The organism is Novosphingobium sp. SG720, assembly GCF_012275365.1.
In the GTDB taxonomy this organism is placed as follows: Bacteria; Pseudomonadota; Alphaproteobacteria; order Sphingomonadales; family Sphingomonadaceae; genus Novosphingobium; species Novosphingobium rhizosphaerae.
Map to the genome: position 1 here is coordinate 375,628 of NZ_JAAZQN010000005.1, position 23,551 is coordinate 399,178.

Consider the following 23,551-nt stretch of genomic DNA (forward strand, 5'->3'; position numbering starts at 1 on the left):
TTGTTTGACACATATGCGGTAAAGTTCAATTGCGAACACGCAGGCTCGATTCCTTTTCCAACGCATTCATGCAGACGGGGGCACGCAGATGGCGGCACGTGTTGCGATCATCGGCGCCGGCATCGGCGGCCTGGCGGCAGCGGCGCTGCTCGCGGCGCGGGGCCACGCCGTGACCGTGATCGAGAAAGCCGCCCATCCGGGGGGCAAGGCGCGGCAGATCGCGGTAGATGGCGTGGCCGTGGATGCCGGGCCAACCGTGTTCACCCTGCGCGACGTGTTCGACGAGATTTTCCACGAATGCGGGGCAAGCCTTGCCGATCACGTGACGATCCGGCGCGCGCAAGTGCTGGCCCGCCACGCCTGGGACGAGACCCGCCAGCTCGATCTTCATGCCGATCCGGCGCGCAGCGAAGAGGCGATCGGCGATTTTGCCGGCGCCGGCGCGGCCGCCGGGTTTCGCGCGTTTCGGGCAGAGGCGGCGCGCATCCACGGCATTCTCGATGCCACGATGTTGCGCGGCAGCAAGCTCGCCTGGCCGCCATCGCTGATGTGGCGCATCGGCCTTTGGCGCTTGGGCGATCTGCTGGCGATCCGCCCTTATGAAAGCCTGTGGGCCGTGTTGGGGCAGCACTTCGCCGATCCCCGCCTGCGCCAGCTTTTCGCGCGCTATGCCACCTATTGCGGCTCTTCCCCCTTTGCCACGCCGGCCACGCTGATGCTGATCGCGCATGTCGAGTCGCTTGGCGTCTGGCTGATCGATGGCGGGATGAGCGCGCTGGCCCAGGCGCTGATGAACCTGGCCAAGGCACATGGCGCGCAGTTCCGCTTCGGCACCGGCGCGGCAATGCTGGAAACCGCGCTCGGCCGGGCATCGGGCGTGGTCCTGGCCAACGGCGATCACGTGGCCGCAGATGCCGTGATTGCCAATGCCGATCCCGAAGCACTGGCAGCGGGCCGCCTGGGCCCGGTGGCGGCCATGGCAGTCAGCAGCCACGGGGTGCGAAAGCGCTCGCTATCGGCGATGGTCTGGCTCGCCCATGCGCGCAGCAGCGGCAGCTTTCCGTTGCAACGCCACAACGTCCTGTTCTCGCCCGATTACCCGCGCGAATTCCGCGATATTGCCGGGGGCCGCCCACCCGCCGATCCCAGCGTCTATGTCTGCGCGCAGGATCGCGACGGCGCCCTGGCCAACGATGGCGGCCGCGAACGGCTGCAGATCATCGTCAACGCGCCCGCCAATGGCGACAGCCACGTCTATACCGAAAAGGAGAGGGACCAATGCACGTTGGCCATGAGCCGGGCGCTGCAGCGCTGCGGGCTGGAACTGGAACCGGATTTTCCCCGCGTGCTGCTGACGCCGAACGCGTTCGAGACCTTTTCGCCCTCGACCGGCGGAGCGATCTATGGACGGGCCTCGCACGGCTGGGCGGCGTCCTTCCTGCGCCAGGGCACGCGGACGCGGATCCCTGGGCTCTATTGCGCGGGTGGAAGCACCCACCCGGGGGCCGGGGTGCCGATGGCCGCCTTGTCGGGACGGCTGGCAGCCCAGGTGGTGATGCAAGACCTCGCTTCGATGCGGCGGTTCCACCCGGTGGCTACGGCTGGTGGTATGTCGACGCGATCAGCGCCTGCGGGCGCCACGGGCTGACCATCATCGCCTTCATCGGCAGCGTGTTTTCGCCCTATTACAAGAAAAGCGGCCGGGCCGATCCGCTCGATCACTGCGCGCTCAACGTCGCGCTCTATGGTCCCGGCGCGCGCTGGACGATGACGGAGCGCGCGCGCGGCGCCGTGCGGCGCGATGCCGATACCCTTCAGATCGGGCCCAGCAGCGTGCACTGGACGGGCAATGCCCTGGAAATCGAGATCGAGGAAATGGACAAGCGCGTGGGCGTGCCCTGGCAACGCCGCGTCGCCGGCCGCATCCGGGTCATTCCCGAAACCATGAATGCCACGGCCTTTGCGCTCGATCCGCAAGGCTTGCACCGCTGGCACTGCCTGGCCCCGCGCGCGCGGATCGAAGTGACGATGCAGGCGCCCGCGCTGTCGTGGCAGGGCAGCGCCTATCTCGATTCCAACTTCGGCGCAGAGTCGCTGGAACAAGGCTTTCGCATGTGGCACTGGTCCCGCGCGCACAGCCGGAAAGGCGCTTTCGTCATGTACGAAGGCATCCGCCAGAGCGGCCGCCCCTTCGCCAGCGCCCTGCGCTTCGCCGCCGACGGCACCCCGCACGAGGAAGACGTGCTCCCCCCCGTCGCCCCCCTGCCCAACACCCTGTGGCAAATGGAACGCAAGACCCGCGCCGACCGCGGCCTGGCCAGCGTGGTCCGCACCTGGGAAGATGCCCCCTTCTACGCCCGCTCCACCCTGCGCTCCACCCTCTACGGCGAACCGGTCGTCTCGGTGCAGGAAAGCCTCGACATGGCCCGCTTCGCCTCGCCCGTGGTGCAATTCATGCTGCCGTACCGGATTCCGCGGGTGGGGTGATGGGGGGCGTCGGGCGTTGGAACATTCCTGCTGTCCGCAATCTGCTCGTTGAAGGGCGGACTTCGGCAAGAGCGGACGTTTATCTAGGTCGTGAACTCATAAATGGCGCCCCCGACCTGCACGCTGCTGCTCCAGCATCGGCCAGGGCCCATCGCGATCGAGGCATGCCTACGGAGCTGTCGCTAAAAGTCTAGGCGGCGTGGACAAATTCCACAACGCCATGGTTGCGCTGTGAAATTTGTCCACGCCGCCTAGCGATTCAAGCGCCGCCAGCCGATCACGACGCCACTCACTGCGATTACCAGCCCTGCGAGCGATGTCAGCCACAGCACTGCGTCCCAGGCAGGCCGCGCTTGGGTCAAGCCGTTCAGATCCCATTTGTGCAGGAGGTCGAAAGCCCAGCGATAGAGGCGGCGCCGGGTGTCGGTATCGCCGACGATCGCACCACTCGCCGGATCGATATAGACCCAGCTTCGCGCCGGATCGTCAAAGCGGATGCGCAGAACGGGGAGCAGCGGCAGTCCGTCGGTTTCGTACCAATAGGCATCGGGTGCTACAAGGCGATCAACAGCGATGATATGGCCCGCAGGGACAAGCTGCGCAGCGCGCTGCTCGATGGTGGCGCGATCAGTTTGCCATGGCGTGAGCGTCTTGCCACTGAGGAAGCTTGCCTGTTGCGGGCCGCGCTCGACCAGTACCTGCGGCCTGCCAAGGCTCCAGCGGATGTGCACCAGCTTCACCCCCGTCGCAGACCGTCCCAGCGCATCAGCGGCAAGTGTCAGCGGTTTGTCGGCTCCCGCATAGCGGATCTGGGAAGCGAGACTGAGGCCTGGGCTCGCGAAAAGCCGGCCTGGGTCGACCGACAGCCACCCGCTGAAAATCCAGGTTGTCAGGAAGACCCCGCCAACGAGCCCTGAAACATGATGCCATTTCATCCAGCCGCGATAGGGTGTGAAGCGCCCTGCGCTGTAGCGGCGGCGTCCCGTGCGCAACCGCAGTATCCCGATCCAAATTCCGGTAATCGCACCGATGATGCAGGGGCCCGACACCCACATGACGACTTGCCGCCAGACCAGATTGTACTGCCGCAGCACCGTTGGATAGATCCAGTGCGGAACGGATCCGATCCAGTTCCAGAAACGCTCCGTCCCGTTGGTGTCGAGCACCACCTCACCGGTCCGCGACGAGACGTACAGCACCCTGCCGCCCTCGCTCGCGAGTTCGGCCTTCCAGAGCGGTCGGTGGCGGTCGAAGCTGCCCGCAACGGTCCACTGATCGCGTTCGAGAGCTGTGATCAGGCGAACTGGAGCATGCCCGAAATCACCGGCAATTCGGCGCGCAGACGCTCCGTCGGTTTGAGCCAGAACATTGCCCGAGACGGCAGAGATCGCCACCGGGGCGGCATCCCACGGCTCGATCTGCCATACCGGCGCGCGATCGCGCATTTCCAGAGTCAGGTTGCGCACCGGCCTGCCGCCTGCAACCCGTCGCGCTTCTTCGGGCGTCACACGCACTGCTGCCCAATCGATCGGCGCGAGACCGGCCAGCCGCTCGGCCTTGCCGAGCGACGGGAACGGAACGTAGATCATCACCAGGCCAGAAACGAGCCATATCGTGAAGAGCATACAAGTGACGATGCCGATCCAGCGGTGAACCAGAAAAAGCCACCGCTTGAGATGATGACCGAGCCTGCCGCCAGGCATGTCAGAGGCGGACACGAACCGTGAGATCGAGCGAGCGCGGACGGCCGAGGATCCATTGTTCGTCATTGTAGGTGGTCGTCGCATAATCCTTGTCGAAGAGATTATAGAACCTGAGGTCAACAGCGACTTTGCTAGTCACGGCATAGCTCAGCCCTCCGTCTACAACCGCATAGGCGGGCACCCGGAAGCTGTTGGCGTTGTCGGAATAGGTGCGGCCGACATAGCGAAGACCGGCCCGTACCTGCACCTGTTTGGCCGCATCCCAACGCAGCCATACATTGGCCGATTGTTCCGGGACGCCGGGCGGCGTCTTGCCGGTGTAGATGCTCGTGCCGCTGATGAAATCGTCAAAACGCGCGTCGAGTATGGTGCCGTTCGCATCGATGCCGAAGCCCAGCGGCAAATCGAGCGAGACAGAAGCTTCGATACCCTTCGACGAGCGCTGGCCCACCTGTTCGATCGGGCTGGTCGCCGTCCGTTGCGACAACAGGCCCTTCTTGGCGATGCGATAGGCAGCGATCGAGGCTGTCCCCCGCCCATCGAGGAAGCTGGCCTTGACGCCGATTTCGACCTGATTGCCGGTCGCGTTGCTGAACCGGGTCTGCGAACCCGAATACGTGGTGAGTGTGCCGAGCGGATCGGTGCCGGTCGAATACTGCCCATAGAGCGACACTGTCGCGGTCGGCTGGTAAACCGCGCCGGCCCGCCAGGTCGTGTTGCGCAGCGTCTTGGTGAAGAGCCGCGCGCCGATTGCGCCGGCAGGGTCGATGTTCTGGCGATAGACCCGGTCGTGCTCGTCGCGGATACCGGCAACGATCGAAAGCTGGTCGCTGAGGCGCAACCGGTCCTCGGCGAAGAAGCTGTATTCCGTGGTGCGCGTGCGGTACCGCGGGGCGATACCCTGTGTATCGAAGAACAACCCCGGATCGAACGTCCGCGGGTCGACAAAATCCTCCTGCAGGTCCGAACCAAAATCGTTCGAATAGGTCAGGTTGATCTTGTTGACGTCGAACCCGACGACGAGGTCGTTGCGGATAGCTCCGAAAGAGCCGTTCCACTTGACGCTGCCCTGGTTACCGATCTGCGATTGGTCGTGAAAGATGCCGAGATTGTCGGTGCGGTAGATCGTGCCCGGGGTGCCGGAGGTGCCATTATAGCCATTGGGACAATCGCCGCTGGCACCGATCCAGCAATAGCTCTCGAGATTCTTGAACAGGCGCTTGCTGGTCAGCCAATACGCTGTGTTGGAAATGCTGATGGCTGCGGAAGGCGCCCACTCTGCGGTCAGGATCACACGGTTATCGCGGTAATGCAGCTCGGCGTCGGCGACGTTGTAGTTGCGGCGACGGATGCTCCTGTCGAGCTTGCCGTCAATCAGCGGCGTGCCGAAATACTCGGTAGGCCGCTGGTTCGCATAATCGTCACGCAGCGTGAGCGAGAAAGAGTCGGACGGCGCAAAACGCAGCGCTGCCGAAAGGGCATAGCTGCTGGAGTCCCCGCGATCGACATAGCCGTCAGATTGCCGGTAACTGCCATCGATGCGGTAGGACAGCCTGTCACCGATTGGCCCTCCCGAGCCAGCCGCAACATGCCAGCTGTTCTGCGCACCATAGCTGGCTTCGCCGTTGACCTCGGTCCTGGCGGTATTCGGCTTCTTGGTGATCACATTGACCGCGCCGCCGAGCGCGCCTTGCCCGTAGAGCACAGACGACGGACCGTTGAGCACTTCGACCCTTTCCACGTTGAACGGATCTGCCGGAAAGGTGATCGTGCCGGCAACCGGAAAGAGCCGAACGCCGTCGTAGAGTTGCAGGACCGAACCTTGTCCACTGAAGCCTCGCGCAACCAGCGCGGTCCCGCCATTGCCGGGGTTTGCCGAGGAAGTGATCCCAGGCGCACGGGTGACCGCATCGACGATTGTCAGATCGCCTCGAGCGCGCAGTTCGTCGCCGTCGATGATCGAGATGGTGGCGGGGGTTTCCAGCGGGGTCAGACCAAGGCGGCTGCCGGTGGGAGCCGGTGCCGTGAGAGCGGCCAGCGGCCTGCCGACCACAAGAATGTCGTTGTTTTGAGGATCGTCTTCCTCAGCCGCGCGCGCTTCCGCCACAACCAATATTGCCGTCATCGACCACCCGGCCAATGCCAGCATCCGCGCCGTGCATTTCATTCCAACCCCCCCAATAATCTGTATCACGTGTTGCTTAGGGGTGCGCCGTGCAGCGGCCAGTTATGTACCGTAATCGGGCCGACAGTCACAGGTTACAGCGTCGTTACAAGATGTTGCAGAACCACGCAGTCCCGATTTGCGTAGCCGGGCGCGCCTTCGAGCCAACTTTCAAGAGCTTTGCTTTTGGCGGCTTTCGGCACGATCAGACGCTCTAGCGGCTGAACCTGAACGGCTGAACTGGGCAACCGTTGCCTGAGACCCTTGGGGTAGATCAGTCACGTTCAACGTGCGTCAAGGCATACGCGTCACCGACGTTCCGGCCCTGCGCAATGCCGATCTGCAAGCCGGCTTGAGCAGCAAATGAATGCATTGGCAGGGGCCAATTGAAAAGGGAACGGGTGCGGCGCTGCAGCATTGTGAATGCATGAGGTTCCCAGTATGAAATCCGTGCTTATCGTCGAGGACGAAATCTTCATTGCCTTGGAAATAGAGCGGATTCTGCAGGATGCCGGGTACACCGTCGTTGCCATTGCAGCCGATCAGACGGAAGCGCTGGCTGCCGGAGCGACAGCCAAAGTAGCGTTCGTTGATCTGAATCTGAGAGATGGGCCGACCGGCCCTGGGCTGGCGCTGGAGCTGGCGGACAGGTTCAGTATGAGGATCGTCTACGTGACCGCCAACCCAAATCAGATCGAACAACCTGCCCGGACGGCTGTCGGCTATATCCGTAAACCATTTTCGGAAGAAGCGGTCCTCGCGGCAGCGGCTATCGCAGCGGATCCGGAATCAGCGAACGTGATCCATCAGGATGTTATCATCATTTAGCTGACAACGTCCGCTAGCGATGTAGTGCCGTGGTGGGAACGACGAGGCGCAGACGCAAGCCTTCGACGGACCAGTTCCGCTCTATGTGACCGCCCAACTGCTTGATCGCGCTGAGCTCGATCAATTTGGTGCCGAAGCCGTCGTGCGAGGGCGCGGCGACCGGCGGCCCCCCGCGCTCGAGCCATTCGATTTCTACGCGACCATCGCCCACCTCGATCGTGATCTGGACTCTGCCATCGGCGGACGAAAGCGATCCATATTTCGCTGCATTGGTGGCCAGCTCGTGAAACAGCAGGGCCAAGGGCGTGGCAGAGCGATCGTCGATGGTCGTATCATCTCCCAAGATGGCGAGGCGCCCGGCATATGCGTCCATCAGTTCACCGAGCATCCCTGACAGGCTGTCCTGCACGGCGCTCGGCTTGGATGCATCGCTATGCGGTCGAACGAAATCATGCGCGCGCCCGAGTGCCAGGATCCGTTCGCGCAAATCATCTGCGACGGGTTTCATCTGGGGATGTTGCCGTGTCGAGAAGCTGATCAAGCCGCTGATCACGGCGAAGATATTCTTGATACGATGGCTGAGCTCGTGCGCCACGATCTCTCTTTGCGCCTGTATCATCTTTTGATCGTGGATATCCGTGCATGTTCCAAACCATCGTGTGATCACGCCGTTTCGATCACGGATGGGGAGAGCTCGGCCCAAAGTCCACCGATACTCGCCGTCCGCACGTCTCAGTCGATACTCGATTTCGTACGGTTCGCCCGTTGCCAGCGATCGGCGCCAGACCGACCAAGCGTGGGGTTGGTCCTCCGGATGGAACATGCCATTCCAGCCTTCGCCATCGGTGGAGCCGGCCGGCATGCCCGTGAATTCATACCAGCGCGCGTTGTAGTAGTCGTGGAACCCGTCTGGACGCGCCGACCAGACCATCTGCGGCATCGCATCCGCCAGGATCCGGAATTTGGCTTCCCGTTCGTCCAACTCCCGGTCGGTCCGGAGAGACGCACGGCGTGCGGTCAGCAATGACATGATATTCGAGGCCAGGACGAACAATCCTTCGCGCTGCACCGTGGTTAGTCCAGAACGCGGTTCTCGATCGATGACGCAAAGCGCGCCGAGCTGTACACCGTCGTCCGAGATGAGCGGCGTACCCGCATAAAATCGAATGTAGGGCGCGCCGGCCACCAGCGGATTGTCTGCAAACCGCGGATCTTGCGTTGCATCAGGCACGACCATGAGGTCGGTGCCGCGCATGGCGTGCGCGCAGAAGGATGTCTCACGCGGAGTCTCTGCAACGTCGAGCCCGGTTCGTGCTGGAAACCATTGTCGCTCGCGTTCGACGATGCTCACAAGGGCGATCGGTGTAGCGCACAAAGCGGCTGCGAAATCGGTGATGCGCGTCAGCGCCGCGCTGCCGGCCAACTCTTCCAAGTCAAAACTCAGGAGGGATTCGGCCCGTTCGGACTCCTCCTCGATGGACGTACCGTCAAATTTCTCGGTCATCAGCAGGACATTCGCTTCTATTGGTTGCGCGCGAGGCCGCGATAGCCGCGCCCTGGTGGGTGACTCGAAAAGGGAATGCTTCCGTGGCAGTCCGCACGGGCCGTGCCAAGCAGCAGGCTGAGATATTGTCGCCGAGCGGGCCCTTGACGGTGCCTTTCACATCCTGCGCCATACGCTTGATCTATTACGCCTCGCCTTCGACGACCCGCTTCTCGTTGTCAGTCGCTTTGCCAATCGCCTCCTTGTCGTTGCCCACCACCTTGTTGCCGGCGGCGCTGATCTTGTTTGTGAGGTCGCCCATGGTCGTTCCTGTCACTTGGGTCCCTGAAGACAGTGCCAGTCAACGTCCTGATCCATGTCACGTTCCTTACTCAAGGCGCCTGCGTGGCTTCTAGGCAGCCTCGCCGATCGGCGGGTCCGACCTGTCTCCTTCGGTAACTTCAGTCAGAACCGGACATTTGGCTCAACAAGTTGAATACCCGAAGGTGGTCGGGCGCTGCCGAAAGCGAAGGTGGCATCGCAGGACGAAGCCGTCGATCCAACACGGCGTGTGGAATGGCGGATCTTTCCATCAGCAGACGCGCCTCAACGTCGCGGTGCCCCGTACAGACGAGGAGTGGCTAAAGAGGCGCCAAAGTTGCCCCAGCGGCGGCCCGAGAATGTAAAAGCCAGCGGACCCGCGCCGGGCCAGTTCCCTGTCGGCGACGCTGCGGCCTACCTGACGGCAGCGTCGATCCATGCGCGCGTTCGCTCGAGCACCTCGTCCGACAATTGTGGGTCATCGACCGCCCGCGCCAGGATGACCGCCCCAACCATCGCCGCCCAGCTTCCGATTGCTGCGGTACGCTTGTCCGCTGCGGGCAACGCCGGAAGCGCATGTTCGATGCGCGCGATCTGCGTTCGCAGTCCTTCCGCCATGGTGGCTTTCGCTGCAGGCGTCTGGTGGCGCATGGCAGCGGCGAGGCCGGCGGTCGGGCAACCGCCGCCGGGATTATCCCGGTGTCGCGGGGCCAGATAGGCCCGGACAAAATCGCTGAAGCTTCCGTTCTCGAAACTGTCCGCTGCAAGCGCGTTCGCAAGCGCCTGCGCCACCAGATCGTCCTTCGAGCGGAAATGCCCGTAAAAGCCGCCATGGGTGAGGCCTGCCGCCTTCATCACCTCCGCGACACTCACCGCCTCGATACCCTTTTCCCTGAACAAGGCGCTGGCGACTTTCAGAATTCGGCGACGGTTTTCCGCCATCTGCTCTTTGCTGACCTTCATATCCAAATTTCTCCGCGACCGCCGTTGACATTTAGATGATGGCTATCATATTTAGCCAATCATGATCACTGTCATGAATATAGAGCCCGATACAGAAAGAGCAATCCGATGAGCGACATTCCTGCAGTTCTGATCACCGGCGCTTCCACCGGCATTGGCGCCACCTATGCCGAGCGGTTCGCCCGCCGTGGCCATGCCTTGGTGCTTGTCGCGCGCGATGCGACGCGGATGGAAGCGCTTGCGGCGCGCCTGCGGCAGGAAACCGGGGTGACGATCGACATCCTCCCGGCCGATCTTACCCAGGCGGCAGATCTCGCCGAGGTCGAGGCCAGGCTGCGGGAGGATGCGCGCATCGGCATCCTGATCAACAATGCCGGAACGGCGATCGGCGGAAGCTTCGTCGACCAGAGCGTCGAAGACATGACCAGGCTCGTCGCGCTCAACGCAACTGCGCTGCTGCGCCTTTCCAAGGCGATTGCCCCGCGTCTTGCCGAGGCCGGCGAAGGTGCGATCATCAATATCGGCTCGGTCGTTGGCGTGGCGCCGGAATTCGGCATGACGGTATATGGTGCAACCAAGGCCTTCGTGCAGTTCCTGTCGCAGGGCCTTGCGCAGGAGCTCGGGCCGAAGGGCGTCTACGTCCAGGCGGTGCTTCCGGCCTCGACCCGCACCGAGATCTGGGGTCATGCCGGTGCCGACGTCGATGCCATGAGCAACGTCATGGAAGTGGGCGATCTGGTGGACGCGGCCCTGGTCGGCTTCGACCGCCGCGAACCGGTGACGATCCCGCCGCTGCACGATGCCGGCCAGTGGGATGCGTTCGACGGCGCGCGCAAGGCCATGATCGGCAACATCGGCAACGCCCTGCCGGCCGAGCGCTATCGCACGCGCGCCTGAGCACCAAGCCCTCCCCATGCCCATGCCGCGACAGCGGCCATCCTTCAGGTGCATCATGACCAGCAACACGCTTTTCGAACCCTACGCCCTCGGCGCCATTCCACTTTCCAACCGGATCGTGATGGCGCCACTTACCCGCAACCGCGCCGGGGCCGGCCTGGTGCCGGGTGACCTGACCGCCGAATATTACGCCCAGCGGGCTTCAGCCGGACTGATCATCTCGGAGGCGACCCAGGTTTCGCAGCAAGGGCAAGGCTATCAGGACACGCCCGGCATCTACAGCCGCGATCAGATCGAAGGTTGGCGCAAGGTGACCGCGGCGGTGCACGAAAAGGGTGGCCGCATCGTCCTCCAGCTCTGGCATGTCGGCCGGATCAGCCATCTCGACCTCCAGCCTGGCGGCGGCCAGCCGGTCGCGCCTTCGGCCATCCGGGCAGAGACCAAGACCTTCGTCAACAACGCCTTTGTCGATGTCTCCGAGCCCCGCGCGCTAAGGATCGAGGAGCTGGCTGGCATCGTCGACGACTTCCGCCAGGCGGCCGCCAACGCGATCGAGGCGGGTTTCGACGGGGTCGAGGTGCACGGTGCCAATGGCTATCTGCTCGAGCAGTTCGCCAAAGACGGGGCCAATGTCCGAACCGACGCCTATGGCGGCTCGGTGGAAAACCGCGCGCGGCTGATGCTGGAAGTCACGGCCGCGGTGGCGCAGGAGATCGGAGCGGAACGCACCGGCATCCGGATTTCCCCGGTCTCGCCCGCCAACGGTATCGCCTGCAGCGATCCGCAGGCACAATGTGACTATATCGTCGATCAGCTCGACACTCTGGGTATCGCCTACATCCACGTCGTCGAAGGCGCGACCGGTGGCCCGCGCGACGTCGCGCCCTTCGATTACGGCTCGCTGCGCCGCCGCTTCTCAAAGGCCTATATCGCCAACAACGGCTATGATCTGGGTCTCGCGACCGCGCATCTGGCGGAAGGCAAGGCCGACCTGATCGCCTTCGGGCGCCCGTTCATCTCCAATCCGGACCTCGTCGAACGGCTGCAGCGCGGCGCGCCCCTGGCCGAGATCGATCCAGCCACGCTCTATGGCGGAGGCGCCGCAGGCTACACGGATTACCCCCGCTTTACCGACGCGTCCGGCAACTGAGCCAGCGGGGGCCGTGCTGCGGCGCGGTCCTCGATACCCACCCCACCATCAACCGCCGCGCGGCCAATGCCGCACGCCAGATCGAGAACAACGCCATGGCGACCTCCACATCCAACGCATCGAAGACAGCATTCGTGACCGGCGCCTCGAGCGGCATCGGCAAGGCGGCCGCTATGGCGCTCGCCCGTGCGGGCTACCGGGTGATCGGCACCAGCCGCAAGGCGGCACCCGGCGAAATCCGCGATGGCATCCGGATGATCGCCTGCGACGTGACATCGGACGCCTCGGTTGCAGCAGCAGTGGCATCCGCGCACGCCGAGCTCGGCCGCATCGACCTGCTGGTCAACAACGCCGGCTATGCAATTTCCGGCGCTGCGGAGGAGAGCTCGATCGAGCAGGTCCGCGCCTTGTTCGACACCAACTATCTGGGCGTCGTCCGGGTAACGAACGCGGTGCTGCCGATCCTGCGCGGCCAGGGCGGCGGGCGGATCCTGAATATCGGCTCGGTCGTGGGGCTGATCCCCGGTCCCTTCGGCGCCCACTACACGGCGAGCAAGCACGCCATTGAAGGCTATTCGGAATCGCTCGACCACGAAGTGCGCCCGTTCGGCATTCGCGTCGCCGTGATCGAGCCCTGGGCGACCAAGACATCCATCGAAGCCAATTCGCCGCGCGGCGATCGACCCGTCGCGGACTATAGCGACGCGTTCGCGCGCTACCAGGCCGCGTTCGCGGCGGCGATGGCGACCGGCGATACGGCGGAGGATGTGGCGGAAACCATTGTCGCCGCAGCACAGGCCGGCAAACCGCAGCTGCGTTACCCTTCGGGCAAGGCGGCGCGACAGACGGCCTTCGCCCGGCGCTTTCTGCCCCGCGCGCTGTTCGATCGCACGCTGCGCAAGCAATTCAACATCGCCTGAGCGCCCCTTCCCCTTCATCGACCCGTGCGCGGGCAACGCAGGCCCATCATGACCACCGCAACCCATCCGACCGCATCGCCACGCCGCTATCGCGACGCCCCCAACCGCTTCGTGACCATGGGCAAGATCCGCTTCGCCTATCGCGAACTCGGGCCACGCGGCGGGACGCCGCTGGTCCTGCTCAACCACTGGGGCGCGGTGCTGGATAATTTCGATCCACGCATCGTCGACGGACTCGCCACCGCACGCCACGTGATCGCGCTCGACTATCGCGGGATCGGTCTTTCCGGCGGATCGGCCCCGGCGACTATAGGGGAGATGGCGCGCGACGTGCAGGCCGTGATCAGCGCGCTGGGCTTCACCAAGGTCGATCTGCTGGGCTTCTCGCTGGGGGGCTTCGTCGCCCAGGATCTCGTGCTCAGGGCGCCGGGCCTGGTGCGCAAGCTGATCCTCACCGGCACCGGCCCTGCGGGCGGCACCGGCATCGCTAGAGTCGGCGCCATCTCCTGGCCGCTGATCCTCAAAGGCATGCTGACCGCACGCGACCCGAAGACCTATCTGTTCTTCACCGGCACCACCAGAGGCCGCCGCGCGGCCAGGGACTTTCTCGCGCGCTTGAACGAGCGCAAGGCGGATCGTGACAAAGGACCGACGCCGCGTGCCTTCCTGCGCCAGCTTGCCGCGATCAAGGCCTGGGGACGCCAGCCTCCGCAAGATCTCGCGCGGATCGTGATACCGGTGCTTGTCGCCAATGGAGACAACGACATCATGGTGCCCACCGCGAACAGCCTGGACTTGGCCCGGCGCATTCCGAATGCCGAACTGGTGATCTACCCTGACGCCGGCCATGGCGGCATCTTCCAGTATCACGACGAGTTCGTCTCGAAAACCGCAGCTTTCCTCGCCGATTGACCCGACACCATCTCACGCTGGAGACCGCACGTGAAAGCCTTTGTCGTCGACAAGTACAAGAAGAAGAGCCCGCTGCGCCTGCGCGACATGCCCGATCCCGAGATCGGTGCCGACGATGTTCTCGTCCGCATCGACGCCGCCGCGATCAACCTTCTCGATTCCAAGATCCGTGACGGCGAGTTCAAGCTCTTCCTGCCCTATCGCCCGCCGTTCATCCTGGGGCACGATCTGGCCGGAACCGTGATCCGCACCGGCGCCAATGTGCGGCAGTTCAAGGCCGGCGACGAAGTCTATGCGCGCCCGCGCGATGGCCGCGCCGGCACGTTTGCGGAGAGGATCGCGGTGAACGCGGCGGACCTCGCGCTGAAACCGGCGAGCCTGTCGATGGAAGAGGCCGCATCGATCCCGCTCGTCGGTCTTACCGCCTGGCAGGCGCTGGTGGAACAGGGCAAAGTGAAGCCCGGGCAGAAGGTGTTCATCCAGGCCGGTTCGGGCGGCGTCGGCACCTTTGCCATCCAGCTGGCCAAGCATCTCGGCGCGACCGTCGCCACCACCACCAGCGCCGCGAATGCCGAACTGGTCAGGAGCCTCGGCGCCGATGTGGTGATCGATTACAGGACGCAGGATTTCGAACAGCTGCTGTCCGGGTACGACCTTGTGCTCCACAGCCAGGATGCCAAGGCTCTGGCAAAGTCGTTGAACGTGCTGAAGCCGGGCGGGAAGCTGATCTCCATCTCCGGCCCGCCGGACATCGGCTTTGCCCGATCGCTGGGGATGAACCCCGTCCTGCGCCTCGTGGTGCGGATGCTGGGCCGGGGCACCGTGAAAAAGGCGAAGCGCCTGGGCGTCGACTATAGCTTCCTGTTCATGCGCGCGGATGGGGGCCAACTGGCGGAGATCGCCAAGCTGATTGATGCCGGTGCGATCCGCGCGGTCGTCGACAAGGTCTTTCCTTTTGCGCAGACTGCGGACGCCCTTGCCTATGTCGAAACCGGGCGGGCCAAGGGAAAGGTTGTCGTCCAGGGTTTGTGACCAAGCGGGGCATGCGCTTTCAGAGCGCGCTCCACCTCCAGGGGGCAGCGGTATCCGGGATTGTCGCCAGTAATTGGCCAAATCTCATCGAGCAGACGCTCTTGCTCTAGCTAGGTCGTGACCTAGATTGCGCGAGATCCGCCTGAGCGCGGTGCTGAAGAGTTGCGATCAGCACGCGCTCAAGTTCGTCAATCTGGAAAGGTTTTCTGAGCAGTGGCGCGGGTCCATCGAAAACCTGCGCTAGCGCGGTGCTTTCGGCATAGCCAGTCGCAAAGATAATGGGCAACGCCGGCCGGATGTCTTTCACCCGCTTGGCAACTTCGGCGCCATTCAGACCAGGCATCGCAAAATCCAAAATGATGACGTCTGGCTCGGATCGCTGCAGTTCTGCCAGACCCGCGGCGCCATCTTCCGCCAAAGTGACGGCAAAGCCGAGAGTCTCCAGACATTCGGCAACGAAATGTCGCACGTCGGCATCATCGTCGATGACAAGGACTTGAGCCGAAACGCCCGCTGTGATTACCGAGCGGGTTGTCGAACTTTCTACCTTCTCGGAATTATCCGTTTGCCGGAAGAACAGCCGAACCGTCGTGCCCTTGCCCGGCGCGCTTTCGATACGAACAGTTCCGCCGCCTTGACGCATCGCGCCGTAGACTTGGCTGAGCCCCAGCCCTGTTCCCTTGCCTATGCCTTTGGTCGTGAAAAAAGGGTCGAAGGCGCGCGTAACGATCTCAGGCGGCATACCCGTGCCGGTGTCACGCACTGCAAGTTCGATATAGTCACCGTCGTCCAGCTCTCGGTCGCGCTCCATGCGGATCGATCGCGTGCTGATTGTCAGTTCGCCACCCTCGGGCATTGCGTCCCGCGCGTTGAGCGCAAGGTTCAACACCGCCATTTCGATTTGGACATCGTCACCCAAAACCCGAACGCCGTCCGCGCCGAGGTCGAGGCGCACTGTGATGTGGGCGCCAATGGTCCGATCGATCATCTCGCGGAAATTCGTGATCAGATCGGAAAGCGGCACGGGCTTCAGTTCGATCTTCTGTGCCCTGCTGAATGCCAGGAGCTGGCCCGTGAGCCTGGACCCGCGCTCTGCCGCTTTCAGTCCCGCATCAGCCCATCGCTGCACCCGGTCCTGATCGCCCGACTTGCGGCGAATGAGATCGAGGCAACCCGTAACGCCCTGAAGCAGGTTGTTGAAGTCGTGCGCGATCCCGCCGGTGAGCTGTCCGACAGCCTCCATTTTCTGGGCCTGGGCAAGCGCCGCCTCCGCTCTCTGCAATCGTTGCTGTTCACGCAGCCGTTCGGTCACGTCCGAGACAAACTGGTAGGCGCCGATCACATGCCCGTCAGAGTCGCGAAGGCTGCGGAAACGCATCTCATAAGAACGGCGATCGATGGACAGGTCGCCGAAAGCGTCTGTCTCGATAAATTCCTCGCCCCCGAGTGCGCGGGACCATACCTCCCGTACGGCTGCTTGATGTTCTGCGTGCCCTTGCAACACGGCCAGCATGTTGTCGCCGGCCTGGGGCTGCCGTACCCCGAAAATGCGGGCGAATTCAGCTGCGGCAGCCGTGTTTATAGCGAGCCAATTGTAATTGCGATCGACAACCTGCACGAAGATATCTGTGCCATCCACAACATCGGCGAGCAGCTTTCGCTCCGCGAGCGCCGCCGCCACTCTCTGTTCCAAGGTTTCATTCAAGTCGCGCAGTTGAGCCTCGACGTGCTTTCGGTGGGTGATGTCGATCGCCGTGCCGATGAGCCGCAGGCAACGCCCGTCCTCGAATACGCCGCGCCCCTTTGCCGCAACCCAGCGTTCAACGCCGTCTTCTTTGCCGATCGTGCGATATTCGACCTCGTAGACGGCCTGCCGCTCGGGGTCTGCCGCCGCCGCAAAAGCCGCGGCAGTCGCTTCGAAATCGTCGGGGTGCAGGCCGGCATAGAAGTCTGCCAGAGAAACCGGGACGTCCGGGGAGATGCCGAACATAGCCTTCACGCGCGGCGGCCAAAACAACGTACCAGCGACCTCGTCGACATCCCATAGACCGATTTCGGCCGCTTCGATCGCCAACCTGAGCTGCTCTTCACGGGCACGGAGATTGGCTTCGGCCCCCACCCGCTCGACGTGGGCCCATGATCGGTCGGTGACTTCGCGGATAACCGTCAGATCATAGTCGCTCCAGCGACGCGGCATTTTGTCGTGGATGGCCATCAGCGCCGTGAGTTGACCGTTCTTCACAAGCGGCATGCAGACAGTTGCGGCGATGCCGATATCCTGAAATGTCTTGGCTTCCGACGGGGCGATTTCCGTAAGATTATCGTTGATGATGAGCGGCCGGCCGGCTGTCAGCTGCTGCACTGCAAGGCGCCCGAAATCCGCCAGGCTGTAATGTCCCACGATCGAGGGCGAGCCGGGAGCGTGCCAATCGCCTCTGATGGTGAAGCCGTCCTCATCCGCATCCATGTCGGCATAGGCACAGTTCGACGCTTTGAGATGCGCGGCGACCATCTTCATGGTGACCGAAAGCACGTCGTCGGCATCCTGCAATCCCGCAACAGTCTGGCCGAGCCTGTCGAGGAAGCGATAGAGTTCCTCGCTCTGCGCGAGCCGCCGCTCAGCGAGCACACGCTCGGTAATGTCGAATACCATCGCCAGTGACCCGATTGGACAGCCTTCGCTGTCACGGATCGGCAGATACTCAAGGTCCATCCAGACCCTTTCCGGCTGCCCATTCCTCCACAGCTCCAATTCCTGCCTGTGAAAGCTAAGCGCCTCTCCTCTCAAGCCAGCTTCGATCACCCGGGCGTTGAACTCTCGCGCCTCTGGCCAGACCTCCAACAGCTTGCCGCCCATGGCAGCCGGATGGCGAGGGCCACAGATCGCTGCGTAACCGTCGTTGTAGAGCAGAATGCCCTCAGTACCCCAAAGCACGACCATGGGGACCGCCGAAGACAACACGGTCTGGCAGTTCGCAACCAGCTCGACCGGCCACGCAGCGATCGGCCCCAGCGGCGTTGCCCCCCAATCCTTGCTTCGGATGAGATCGCCGGCCTCGCCGCCGCCAATGAGGCGTGGCTGGGCGCCTGCCAGTTCCCTATCGCTGGTCATGAAGCGCATTGCCGATAGCCAAGATGTTCATTTTGCGAACCTATCATATGCGCAGAAGTTCAAACAAGGTCGTCGCGCAGCGACACATTGAGCAATGCAATGAACGCATTCGCTGCCCAAGTCGCAGGCCAGCCCGAATATCGACGGAAATCAGAAATTTAGACTGATTGAATGCTCGCGCACAAGACAAGGGCGGATTTCGGCATGACCGGACAACTAAACGCGTGGCGCGCAATTGCCTGAAATGGGCGGCATTTGCCGGTACCGGCTGGCGGCGTCCACGGATCTGGTTGGCCAACCATGCTCATGTCGATTGATGCCGTTGCTGGAAATGGGCATAAGTGCCGCTCCGACCGCTACGACGGAGGGCGTGATGCGCAGGACGCTTGTGTGTGCCGCCTTTATGGCCGCGATCAGCCTGACGACGCCGGCCTGGGCGCAGGCGACGACGCGGCCATGCGATACCATCGAGACCCCAGGGCCTGCATGCCTGCTGGTTCACACGCCTTTGCCGTCTCTGCCGCCCGGCCCCCTGTTTTGGCATTTGGACACTTTCCCGTCGCTGGCCGATGCTGAGCACGCCGCCAGCGCGACCAGCACAGTGACCAAAGCATTCGGATCGGTCTGGCTTTTCACGCTACAGCATGCCGGATGGCGCCCAAAAGGCGGTAAGCACATGGCCGAGATCGGCCCCCTACCCCTTGCCGCCGCCGCAACCTACTCTGCCGACTATCTCAGGTCAGTATTCAAGCCCGGCGCCACGGCGCCGCTGCACGTCCACTCCGGACCCGAAGCGTTTTATGCCGTAGCTGGCGACACTTGCCTCGAAACCCCCGATGGCGTCCAGATCGGCCGAGGCCCCGGCAACAGTCTACTGATCAAGGCCGGGCCGCCGATGCTACTGATGGCGATCGGCAAACTGCCCCGGCAAGGCTTCGCTCTGATTCTGCACGATGCCGCCCAACCTGCCACTACCCTGACACAGACCTGGCAGCCGCAGGGTTTGTGCGCCCGGCAGCTTTCAGCCGATCAGGAGCAGACCCGGCGCTGAATTTTTGCGCTGGAGGAGAATGCCATGTACATGAGCCGCCGCACTCTTCTGGCCGCCACTGGAGCATCGCTGGTGCCGCTGCCCCTTGTCGCGCGCGCGCCGTCAGCTGTGCCCAGCCTCGATAATCTGCACCTGACTGTCCTGATCGACAGCACGACCAGCGTAAATCCATCTTTCACAGAGCCTTCAGCCAAAGCTTTTCCCGTGGTCAACTGACGCTTGGCACTGGGAAATCGGTCGATTCCGTCACCGATCGCCAAGCGGAAAACTCCGCCTGCAGATCGGCCAGTTTTTCCGACACAAGGCGCAACGCGTCCGAGCCGAGCAGCAGATGCGCAGGCGGATCCTGTGCGGCAACAAGCCTGATGATGGCCGCCGCCAAAAGGGCCGGATCGCCAGCCTGATGGCCACTGAGAGCTTCGCGCCGCTGGCGGATGGGATCCATCAGCTGGTCGTAATCGGCAATAGAGCGCGGCGAGCGCACCATTGAACGACCAGCCCAGTCTGTACGAAACGACCCCGGCTCCACCGCGGTGACATGGATGCCCAGATGTTTCACCTCTTTGCCCAGACTTTCCGAAATACCCTCCAGCGCAAATTTGCTGCCATGATAGTATGCCAGCCCCGGCAGGGTCATCATGCCGCCCATCGAGGTTATGTTCAGTATGTGCCCGCGCCGCCGTTCACGCATTTGCGGCAACACGGCCTTGATCACGGCCACCGCGCCGAAAACATTGACGTCGAACTGGCGCCGTAGATCATCGAGGCTCGATTCCTCGACCAGCCCCTCATGGCCATACCCCGCATTGTTGACGAGAATATCGATCGGACCGATCTCCCGCTGGATACGCTGAACGGCGGGCTGGATCGCGTCATCCTGCGTGACGTCCAGCAGGATGCCAAGCGCTTGCCCCGGTGCCAGCGCCTCGAAAGCCGCGCAGTCTTCGATCCGGCGCAAGCTGCCCGCTACCGTGTCGCCTGCGGCCAGAGCAGCTACCGCGATGGCTTTACCGAAACCGCTGCTGACGCCTGTGATGAACCATGTGCGCATGAGAAGACTCCAATCCGCGCTTATTGCTGTGACTCGGCTCTAGCGCCTGCCAACAGGTGAGATAATCTACTGGATTTTCCTCTTGATCATGAGCATTGTTCAGTAATGAACACCATTTGCCCCAGCAACCTCGCGAGCTTCCTCGCTATTGCGCGCCATGGCAGCTTTCGCCGTGCCGCCGATGAAACCGGCTGCACACCTTCGGCCCTTAGCCATGCCTTGCGCGCACTGGAGGAACGGCTGGACCTACGATTGTTCAACCGCACCACGCGCAGCGTTACTCTGACCGAGGCTGGCGCACAGCTATACGCCCGCGTCGCCCCGGCGTTTCGGGACATTGATGACGCGCTGGACGATCTCAACAATTTTCGGGGCACGCCCACCGGCACGCTCAGAATCAATGCCGCGCGCTCTTCAGCCGAGATGGTGCTGCGCCCGATAGTCAGTCGTTTCGTTGCGGCCTATCCCCAGGTCCGGGTCGACATCGTGATCAGCAACGGATTGATCGATCTGGTGTCGGGCGGTTTCGATGCCGGGGTCCGCTTTGGCGAAACCATCGCGCAGGGCATGATCGCCGTGCCGATCGGACCGCGCCAACGATCGGCCGTGGTCGCCTCGCCGGACTTTTTGGCTCGTCATCGGGTGCCCCTGCATCCACAGGATCTCAAGACGCTGCCCTGCATCCGGTTGCGCTTCGAGAGCGGTCGCTATTATGCGTGGGAATTTGAGCGGAACGGCATTGACCTGGCAGTCGAGGTCGACGGCCCGCTTTCAATGAACGACCAGTCGCTGATGATCGAGGCTGCGCTGGACGGCGTGGGCCTGGCTTATGCCTTCGAGGGGCAAGTGGCCGATCTGGTCGCCGCAGGGCGCCTCATGCGCGTGCTGGAAGATTGGTGTCCACCGTACAACGGCTTTCACCTCTATTATCCCAGCCGCCGCCAGCTCCCAGCGGCAGTGCGCGCTTTCATCGACTTTTGCAGCGAGCAGTGAGCACACGGACCGGCAAGATGTTGCCCAGAGAAACCGGCGAAAAGACGACGAAACATCGGGCCGAATCTGTCCTTATTTCATTGGTTCACTGCTTAAGATCGGCCCTTCCCAAGCAGGATTAAATTCACGCGGATAAAAGTCTACGTGCCTGATTGTGTTCAGGCATGAATATCGCTTAGGCGCATGCTTTTGAGCAGCCGAGATGATTTTCAGCATCCCGGCACCAAAAAATGGAGAGAATTGCCATGATCGATCGCCGCTGTTTTCTGGCCACGACTGCCATGGGGCTTTTCGTCGTCAAACCGGCAGCGACATTGGCGAGCGTAACCAAGCGCGTGTCAGCGCGTGTGATCATCGACAATGATTTTGCTGGCGATCCCGATGGCCTGTTTCAATTGGCACATCATCTCCTTAGCCCATCAGTGCATATTCCGCTGATTGTAAGTTCGCATCTTCCGGTCAAATTCGGCGGGCCATCTTCGGCCGGGAATGGCGTGAAGAAAGTGCAGCAAGTGCTCGACATCGTCCATCAGGGCCCCTCGCCCCGCCTGATTGGCGGCGCAGAATTGCCGATTTCGGCACGAACTGAATGGAAACCGACCCCCGCCACCGCCGCAATCATTCGCGAGGCGATGCGCGAAGACGCGAGCGAGCCATTGTTCTACGCCGCGGGAGCCAGCCTGACTGAACTGGCGATTGCTTGGTTGACCGAACCCAAAATCGGCAAAAGGATCAAATTGGCGTGGATCGGCGGCAACGAACACCCAGGTCTTTCCAATCCACCACCTGGCCCATACGAGGCTGAGTTCAATTTTTCGGTCGACCCCATTGCCGCGCAGGTGATCTTTAATGAATCCGATATCGATATTTGGCAGGTCCCGCGCGATGCCTATCGGCAGTTTCTGATGTCAACCGCCGAACTGTCAGATTTATCTAAAAGCTGCAAGATTGGCCGTTTTCTTAGCCAGCAATTGGACGAGATGGAAGTTAATCTTACCAAAATTCCCGGTTTTCCTGCCATGCCGATGAGTGATGTTTATGTCCTCGGTGACAGCCCGCTAGTTACGCTCACCGCCCTCATGTCGCCGCTTCAGCCGGATCCATCCTCCAGCCACTATATTCTTAAACCGACGCCGATATTGCAGGCTGACGGCTCCTATCACAATCAGGACGGCACCCGCCCGATGCGGGTTTACACAATGGTGGATGCAGGCCTTACATTTCGCGATATGATTAGCCGTTTTAGAGCGAACGGGTAGTTCCGCCCCAAGACCAGTCGCTTCCAGCCGTGTTCCCTGCGTCGGAGCCGGTCATTTGCCTACCGGGTTTAAAAGTGACGGAAACTCTGCTCCATTTCGTCACCAATGATCTGCATGCCATCCCGCTGAGCAGATGATCATGCGGTGGTTGGCAATTCAAGCAGGGCGGGCGCGGGCGCCAACGAAGGTACTGCCGCTAGTTGCGCCTCGGTCGGCTGATGGTCATGGGCCCAGACCGGCGGCGAACCGATGTGGGCGCGCAGCGCCGTCATGAAGGTAGCCAGTCTGGTGCTGGCCTTGGGCAAGGCGCGCAGCACATAAATGCCGGCATCGCCTTCCGGTGGCTTCACATCTTGAGGCAGCTTTTGCAGCAACCCAGCGCGCACATCCGGCCCAATCACCCATTCGGGCAACAGGGCGATGCCAATCCCCCGGAACGCCGCCTGACGCAGCGCCTCGAAATCATCGCAACGGAAAACAGTGCGTGAGCTAGGCAACTCTGCCGTGGTGCGCCCCAGAACATGCCGCCAGCCCAGCAGATCGGGACCGTGCAGCTTATCGATCAGGCGGTGTTCGCAAAGCTCCTCATGGGCTGGCACGCCGTGCCGTGCCAGATAGGCCGGATGAGCCACCAACAGGCGGCGGTCAGACGCGATCTTGCTAGAAATCAGCGTACTGTCAGCCAGATGGCCGATGCGGATCACCGCATCCAGGCGCTCCATCACCGGATCGGCCAGTCGCTCGGTCAGGTCCAACTCGATGCTGAAATCGGGATGCCGCTCCATCAGCGCGTGGGCGACGGGGATGACATAGCGTTTGCCAAACGTGGGGAAGCAGGCAAGCCGGAGAATGCCGGTCACCGCATCGTCGAGGCCCAGCACTTCCGCCCGCAGATCGACCAGTTCATCCAGGATCGGTTGACCGCGCTCGAACACCACGCGCCCTGCATCGGTCAAAGCCAGCGCGCGGGTTGATCGAACGAAGACAGCCGTACCTAGTCCGGCTTCCAGCGCATCGATCTGTCGTACAATGGCAGATGGCGTGACGTTGCGTCGTCGCGCGGCAGCCGAGAAGCTGCCCGCCCGCACGACATCGACAAAGACGGAGAGGTGTTCGGCAAAGCGAGGATCTTTCACCTTTGCGATTTTCGCACAGGCGTTTCGAGCAGGCAATGGATTATCGAAAAAGCGCGCGGGGCATAGATGCAGAGGCACACCGCAGGACG

General features: G+C 62.6%; 19 protein-coding genes and 1 pseudogene. 12 read left to right on the forward strand and 8 right to left on the reverse strand.

Annotated features, from left to right (window positions below; genetic code table 11):
- The first annotated feature begins 88 nt into the window (after nt 1-88).
- The gene (gene crtD / locus FHW94_RS18375; RefSeq protein ID WP_168557260.1) at nt 89-1,648 is read left to right on the forward strand and encodes a 1-hydroxycarotenoid 3,4-desaturase CrtD; all 1,560 of its coding nucleotides are present in this window, start codon (nt 89-91) and stop codon (nt 1,646-1,648) included.
- Between the two features lie 23 nt (nt 1,649-1,671).
- Entirely contained in the window at nt 1,672-2,487 is an 816-nt protein-coding gene (locus FHW94_RS18380; RefSeq protein ID WP_349237555.1) for a hydroxyneurosporene dehydrogenase, read from the forward strand.
- A gap of 251 nt (nt 2,488-2,738) precedes the next feature.
- Here FHW94_RS18380 and FHW94_RS18385 read toward each other — a convergent pair whose 3' ends face one another.
- Together FHW94_RS18385 and FHW94_RS18390 are read right to left on the reverse strand one after the other, a co-directional pair.
- Nucleotides 2,739-4,205 (reverse strand): PepSY domain-containing protein, encoded by a 1,467-nt coding sequence (locus FHW94_RS18385; protein WP_349237556.1) that lies wholly within the window; start codon nt 4,203-4,205, stop codon nt 2,739-2,741.
- Complete coding sequence (locus FHW94_RS18390) at nt 4,192-6,339, reverse strand: TonB-dependent receptor (RefSeq protein ID WP_168557261.1); 2,148 nt, start codon at nt 6,337-6,339, stop codon at nt 4,192-4,194. Before FHW94_RS18390 ends, FHW94_RS18385 begins: the two co-directional genes overlap by 14 nt.
- 456 nt (nt 6,340-6,795) lie before the next feature.
- Between FHW94_RS18390 and FHW94_RS18395 the strand changes: the two genes are divergently transcribed.
- Nucleotides 6,796-7,182 carry a response regulator gene (locus FHW94_RS18395; protein ID WP_168557262.1) on the forward strand — a complete coding sequence of 129 codons (387 nt, stop codon included), beginning with the start codon at nt 6,796-6,798 and terminating at the stop codon, nt 7,180-7,182.
- 13 nt (nt 7,183-7,195) lie between these two features.
- On the opposite strand, the gene FHW94_RS18400 is transcribed toward FHW94_RS18395, so the two are convergent.
- The 3 genes and pseudogenes from FHW94_RS18400 to FHW94_RS18410 all read right to left on the reverse strand — a co-directional run bounded on the left by FHW94_RS18400 (nt 7,196) and on the right by FHW94_RS18410 (nt 9,949).
- The gene (locus FHW94_RS18400; RefSeq protein ID WP_168557263.1) at nt 7,196-8,686 is read right to left on the reverse strand and encodes a PAS domain-containing protein; all 1,491 of its coding nucleotides are present in this window, start codon (nt 8,684-8,686) and stop codon (nt 7,196-7,198) included.
- A 121-nt stretch (nt 8,687-8,807) separates the two neighbouring features.
- Nucleotides 8,808-8,987: pseudogene (locus FHW94_RS18405) on the reverse strand (CsbD family protein); the annotation flags it as partial.
- Between the two features lie 413 nt (nt 8,988-9,400).
- The gene (locus tag FHW94_RS18410; protein WP_168557264.1) at nt 9,401-9,949 is read right to left on the reverse strand and encodes a TetR/AcrR family transcriptional regulator; all 549 of its coding nucleotides are present in this window, start codon (nt 9,947-9,949) and stop codon (nt 9,401-9,403) included.
- A 108-nt stretch (nt 9,950-10,057) separates the two neighbouring features.
- Here FHW94_RS18410 and FHW94_RS18415 point away from each other — a divergent pair, with 108 nt between their 5' ends.
- The 5 genes from FHW94_RS18415 to FHW94_RS18435 all read left to right on the forward strand — a co-directional run bounded on the left by FHW94_RS18415 (nt 10,058) and on the right by FHW94_RS18435 (nt 14,860).
- On the forward strand, nt 10,058-10,846 hold the full coding sequence (locus FHW94_RS18415) for an SDR family oxidoreductase (RefSeq protein ID WP_168557265.1): 789 nt from the start codon (nt 10,058-10,060) through the stop codon (nt 10,844-10,846).
- A gap of 55 nt (nt 10,847-10,901) precedes the next feature.
- Nucleotides 10,902-11,996, forward strand: a complete 1,095-nt coding sequence (locus tag FHW94_RS18420) for an alkene reductase (protein WP_168557266.1) — start codon at nt 10,902-10,904, stop codon at nt 11,994-11,996.
- Nucleotides 11,997-12,091: 95 nt separating this feature from the next.
- The gene (locus FHW94_RS18425) at nt 12,092-12,916 is read left to right on the forward strand and encodes an oxidoreductase (protein ID WP_168557267.1); all 825 of its coding nucleotides are present in this window, start codon (nt 12,092-12,094) and stop codon (nt 12,914-12,916) included.
- 48 nt (nt 12,917-12,964) lie between these two features.
- The gene (locus FHW94_RS18430; protein WP_168557268.1) at nt 12,965-13,828 is read left to right on the forward strand and encodes an alpha/beta hydrolase; all 864 of its coding nucleotides are present in this window, start codon (nt 12,965-12,967) and stop codon (nt 13,826-13,828) included.
- Between the two features lie 87 nt (nt 13,829-13,915).
- A complete protein-coding gene (locus FHW94_RS18435) occupies nt 13,916-14,860 on the forward strand; it encodes an NADP-dependent oxidoreductase (RefSeq protein ID WP_210425742.1) in 945 nt (314 codons plus the stop codon).
- A gap of 106 nt (nt 14,861-14,966) precedes the next feature.
- Here FHW94_RS18435 and FHW94_RS18440 read toward each other — a convergent pair whose 3' ends face one another.
- Nucleotides 14,967-17,981: a PAS domain S-box protein gene (locus tag FHW94_RS18440; RefSeq protein ID WP_168557270.1), complete on the reverse strand. Its 3,015-nt coding sequence runs from the start codon at nt 17,979-17,981 to the stop codon at nt 14,967-14,969.
- Between the two features lie 364 nt (nt 17,982-18,345).
- Here FHW94_RS18440 and FHW94_RS18445 point away from each other — a divergent pair, with 364 nt between their 5' ends.
- Together FHW94_RS18445 and FHW94_RS18450 are read left to right on the forward strand one after the other, a co-directional pair.
- Entirely contained in the window at nt 18,346-19,023 is a 678-nt protein-coding gene (locus tag FHW94_RS18445; RefSeq protein ID WP_168557271.1) for a hypothetical protein, read from the forward strand.
- Between the two features lie 24 nt (nt 19,024-19,047).
- Nucleotides 19,048-19,239, forward strand: a complete 192-nt coding sequence (locus tag FHW94_RS18450; RefSeq protein WP_168557272.1) for a hypothetical protein — start codon at nt 19,048-19,050, stop codon at nt 19,237-19,239.
- Here FHW94_RS18450 and FHW94_RS18455 read toward each other — a convergent pair.
- Nucleotides 19,232-20,074, reverse strand: a complete 843-nt coding sequence (locus FHW94_RS18455) for an oxidoreductase (RefSeq protein WP_168557273.1) — start codon at nt 20,072-20,074, stop codon at nt 19,232-19,234. The genes FHW94_RS18450 and FHW94_RS18455 overlap by 8 nt on opposite strands.
- Nucleotides 20,075-20,179: 105 nt before the next feature.
- On the opposite strand from FHW94_RS18455, the gene FHW94_RS18460 reads away from it, so the two are divergent.
- Together FHW94_RS18460 and FHW94_RS18465 are read left to right on the forward strand one after the other, a co-directional pair.
- On the forward strand, nt 20,180-21,067 hold the full coding sequence (locus FHW94_RS18460) for a LysR family transcriptional regulator (RefSeq protein WP_168557274.1): 888 nt from the start codon (nt 20,180-20,182) through the stop codon (nt 21,065-21,067).
- A gap of 245 nt (nt 21,068-21,312) precedes the next feature.
- Nucleotides 21,313-22,326: a nucleoside hydrolase gene (locus FHW94_RS18465; protein WP_168557275.1), complete on the forward strand. Its 1,014-nt coding sequence runs from the start codon at nt 21,313-21,315 to the stop codon at nt 22,324-22,326.
- A 137-nt stretch (nt 22,327-22,463) separates the two neighbouring features.
- On the opposite strand, the gene FHW94_RS18470 is transcribed toward FHW94_RS18465, so the two are convergent.
- Nucleotides 22,464-23,462, reverse strand: a complete 999-nt coding sequence (locus FHW94_RS18470) for a LysR family transcriptional regulator (RefSeq protein WP_168557276.1) — start codon at nt 23,460-23,462, stop codon at nt 22,464-22,466.
- Nucleotides 23,463-23,551: the final 89 nt, after the last annotated feature.

Excerpts from the sequence above, each read along its gene's own strand:
- crtD (WP_168557260.1), top strand. The coding sequence starts at position 89 with ATGGCGGCACGTGTTGCGATCATCGGCGCCGGCATCGGCGGCCTGGCG.
- FHW94_RS18390 (WP_168557261.1), bottom strand. The coding sequence starts at position 6,339 with ATGCTGGCATTGGCCGGGTGGTCGATGACGGCAATATTGGTTGTGGCG.
- FHW94_RS18395 (WP_168557262.1), top strand. The coding sequence starts at position 6,796 with ATGAAATCCGTGCTTATCGTCGAGGACGAAATCTTCATTGCCTTGGAA.
- FHW94_RS18400 (WP_168557263.1), bottom strand. The coding sequence starts at position 8,686 with ATGACCGAGAAATTTGACGGTACGTCCATCGAGGAGGAGTCCGAACGG.
- FHW94_RS18410 (WP_168557264.1), bottom strand. The coding sequence starts at position 9,949 with ATGAAGGTCAGCAAAGAGCAGATGGCGGAAAACCGTCGCCGAATTCTG.
- FHW94_RS18415 (WP_168557265.1), top strand. The coding sequence starts at position 10,058 with ATGAGCGACATTCCTGCAGTTCTGATCACCGGCGCTTCCACCGGCATT.
- FHW94_RS18420 (WP_168557266.1), top strand. The coding sequence starts at position 10,902 with ATGACCAGCAACACGCTTTTCGAACCCTACGCCCTCGGCGCCATTCCA.
- FHW94_RS18425 (WP_168557267.1), top strand. The coding sequence starts at position 12,092 with ATGGCGACCTCCACATCCAACGCATCGAAGACAGCATTCGTGACCGGC.
- FHW94_RS18430 (WP_168557268.1), top strand. The coding sequence starts at position 12,965 with ATGACCACCGCAACCCATCCGACCGCATCGCCACGCCGCTATCGCGAC.
- FHW94_RS18435 (WP_210425742.1), top strand. The coding sequence starts at position 13,916 with ATGCCCGATCCCGAGATCGGTGCCGACGATGTTCTCGTCCGCATCGAC.
- FHW94_RS18440 (WP_168557270.1), bottom strand. The coding sequence starts at position 17,981 with ATGCGCTTCATGACCAGCGATAGGGAACTGGCAGGCGCCCAGCCACGC.
- FHW94_RS18445 (WP_168557271.1), top strand. The coding sequence starts at position 18,346 with ATGCGCAGGACGCTTGTGTGTGCCGCCTTTATGGCCGCGATCAGCCTG.
- FHW94_RS18450 (WP_168557272.1), top strand. The coding sequence starts at position 19,048 with ATGTACATGAGCCGCCGCACTCTTCTGGCCGCCACTGGAGCATCGCTG.
- FHW94_RS18455 (WP_168557273.1), bottom strand. The coding sequence starts at position 20,074 with ATGCGCACATGGTTCATCACAGGCGTCAGCAGCGGTTTCGGTAAAGCC.
- FHW94_RS18460 (WP_168557274.1), top strand. The coding sequence starts at position 20,180 with ATGAACACCATTTGCCCCAGCAACCTCGCGAGCTTCCTCGCTATTGCG.
- FHW94_RS18465 (WP_168557275.1), top strand. The coding sequence starts at position 21,313 with ATGATCGATCGCCGCTGTTTTCTGGCCACGACTGCCATGGGGCTTTTC.